4 protein-coding genes are annotated in these 2339 nt (G+C 70.2%); 3 read left to right on the top strand and 1 reads right to left on the bottom strand.

Features of this window, described 5'->3' with window-relative positions:
- The coding region (locus tag VNT50_RS04195; protein WP_325483846.1) for a hypothetical protein at nucleotides 1-437 on the bottom strand (437 nt) is incomplete at its 3' end.
- Between the two features lie 49 nt (nucleotides 438-486).
- On the opposite strand from VNT50_RS04195, the gene ribD reads away from it, so the two are divergent.
- From ribD to VNT50_RS04180, 3 genes are all read left to right on the top strand, one after another.
- The gene (gene ribD / locus VNT50_RS04190) at nucleotides 487-1593 is read left to right on the top strand and encodes a bifunctional diaminohydroxyphosphoribosylaminopyrimidine deaminase/5-amino-6-(5-phosphoribosylamino)uracil reductase RibD (protein ID WP_325483845.1); all 1107 of its coding nucleotides are present in this window, start codon (nucleotides 487-489) and stop codon (nucleotides 1591-1593) included.
- Entirely contained in the window at nucleotides 1587-2198 is a 612-nt protein-coding gene (locus VNT50_RS04185; RefSeq protein WP_325483844.1) for a riboflavin synthase, read from the top strand. The genes ribD and VNT50_RS04185 overlap by 7 nt, the downstream gene beginning before the upstream one ends.
- Before the next feature lies 1 nt (nucleotide 2199).
- A partial coding sequence (locus tag VNT50_RS04180; RefSeq protein ID WP_325483847.1) for a 3,4-dihydroxy-2-butanone-4-phosphate synthase occupies nucleotides 2200-2339 on the top strand: 140 nt, incomplete at its 3' end.

Genomic DNA, 2339 nt, shown 5'->3' with positions numbered 1-2339 from the left:
GAGTAGGCCACCGGCAGAAAGGCAAACGCGAGCACGGCTGCCGCCACGAGACCCTCGCGCACGCCCCAGAGCCGCCTCGCGGCCACGTAGACGGCCGCCACGCCTCCCATGCACAGCAGCGCGGCCAGCGTGCGGGCCGCTATCCAGATCTCACCCGGGTCCTTGCTAAACTGCTCGGTCACGTTCCCGAACGAGAGGTCGAAGAGGAAGCCGAGCGGCCCGTACATCCCCCGCAGCAGCAGGTGGACGAGGTAGGTGTAGGCCGCGGGATTCTGGTAGTAGCCGGGGTCGATTCCCTCGCGGAACATGCCCACCGCGCGGTCGGTGAAGTGCGACGCCTCGTCGACCGAGTAGATGAAGGGAAGCCCGTAGTCGTTGTTCCACACGCGCAGGGCCAGGCCCGCGACGAGGATGAGCGCCAAAATGAGGCGGTGCACGCGGCCGAACGCTAGTCGGCGACGGGTATCGTTGACTGAGGAGTCAACTTTGCCTGACAGCACCCCTCATCTACTCAGGGCGATCGAGCTCGCCGAGCAGGTTCGCGGACAGACGAGCCCCAACCCGATGGTCGGTGCGGTGATCGTCAAGGGGGGCCGTGTGATCGGCGAGGGAGCCACTCAGCGGCCCGGGCAGGCGCACGCCGAGCGGATGGCGCTGGCGGCCTGCGAGGAGGATCCCTCCGGGGCCACGCTCTACGTCTCGCTCGAGCCCTGCTGCCACCACGGCCGCACGCCTCCGTGCACCGACGCGATCATCGAGGCGGGCATCGCCCGGGTGGTGATCGCCTCTGAGGACCCGACCGACCAGGCCGCCGGCCGCGGGCCGGGGATCCTGCGCGACGAGGGCATCGACGTCGTCTGGGAAAACGGCGAGACGGCCGCCACCGCGCGGCTGATCAACCAGCCCTTTCGCAAGCACGCTCGTACCCGGCGTCCGCTCGTGATCTTCAAGTCGGCGATGACGCTCGACGGCAAGGTCGCCACGCGTACGGGCGACTCGCAATGGATCTCCGGGAAGCTCTCGCGCGCCCGCGCCCACCGCTGGCGAGCGGAGTCCGACGCCGTGGCCGTAGGCATCGGCACGGCCCTGCTCGACGATCCTCGGCTCACGGCTCGCATCGAGGGCGTGGCCCGGCAGCCTCGGCGCGTGATCTTCGACTCCGAGGCGCGCCTCCCGATCGATTCCAAGCTCGTTCGCGGCGTGAGCGAGGTGCCCCTGACCGTCGTCTGTGGGCGTGCCGCCGCGCGCACGTCGGTGCAGGCGCTGGAGGCGGCGGGAGTGGACGTGATCGTGGCCACCGGACAGAACGAGAGCGCTCGCGTGGCGAACGCGCTCGACGAGCTCGGCTCGCGCGATGTCCAGTCGCTGCTGCTCGAGGGCGGTCCCCACATCGCGGGCGCCTTTCTGGAGGCGGGAGAGATCGACGAGGCGCGCATGTTCATCGCGCCCATCCTGAGCGGGGGGCTCGGCGCGCGCACGGCCGTCGAGGGCATGGGCGTCGAGCAGATCGCCGGCTCGCCGCGGGCGCTGCACGTCGATGTCGACCGGATCGAGAACGACGTCTTGATCGTCGCCCGGCTCAAGGAATGGTGATGTTCACCGGGCTCGTCGCCGAGAAGGGAACGATCCGCTCGCGCCGAGACGGTCGCCTCGAGATAGCGACCTCGCTGGCGGGCGAGCTGGCCGCGGGCGACTCGGTAGCCGTGAACGGCGTGTGCCTGACCGCCGTCGATCCGGACGCGTCCTCCTTCGCCGCCGACGTGATGCCCGAGACGCTGCGCCGCTCGTCGCTCGGGCCGCTGCGCGAGGGCAGCGAGGTCAACGTGGAGCTGCCGCTGCGCGCCGGCGACCGCCTCGGCGGCCACATGGTGCAGGGCCACGTCGATGCAACCGGCAGCGTCGCCGGAGTGCGCGACGAGGGCCTCGCCCGCGTCGTGCGCATCGAAGCCGACCCCGCGCTGCTGCGCTACGTCGTCGAGAAGGGCTCGATAGCCGTCGACGGGGTGTCGCTGACGGTGAGCTCGGTCGACGATGAGGCGTTCGAGGTGTCGCTCATCCCTGAGACGCTCGAGCGCACCACGTTGGGGCAGGCCGAAAGAGGCACAATGGTGAACCTGGAGGTCGACGTGCTGGCCAAGTACGTGGAAAAGCTGATCCGTTCGCGGGCGGCCCGGCCGGCCGCTCAGCCAAGGCGCTGAGATGAGCCGCTCGTTCAGCACCATCGAAGAGGCGCTCGAGGACGTCCGCGACGGGCGGATGGTCGTCGTCTGCGACGCCGAGGACCGCGAGAACGAGGGCGACCTCACGCTGGCCGCGCAGTTCGCCACGCCCGAGGCGAT

The sequence above is a fragment of the Microbacterium sp. genome (assembly GCF_035554235.1).
In the GTDB taxonomy this organism is placed as follows: domain Bacteria; phylum Actinomycetota; class Actinomycetes; order Actinomycetales; family Microbacteriaceae; genus Microbacterium.
The sequence above is the reverse complement of the archived record's forward strand: the minus strand, read 5'-3'. Positions and strand labels throughout refer to the sequence as shown.

What these genes read in the sequence shown, in the direction of transcription:
- VNT50_RS04185 (WP_325483844.1), top strand. Translation starts at nt 1,587, where the DNA reads ATGGTGATGTTCACCGGGCTCGTCGCCGAGAAGGGAACGATCCGCTCG.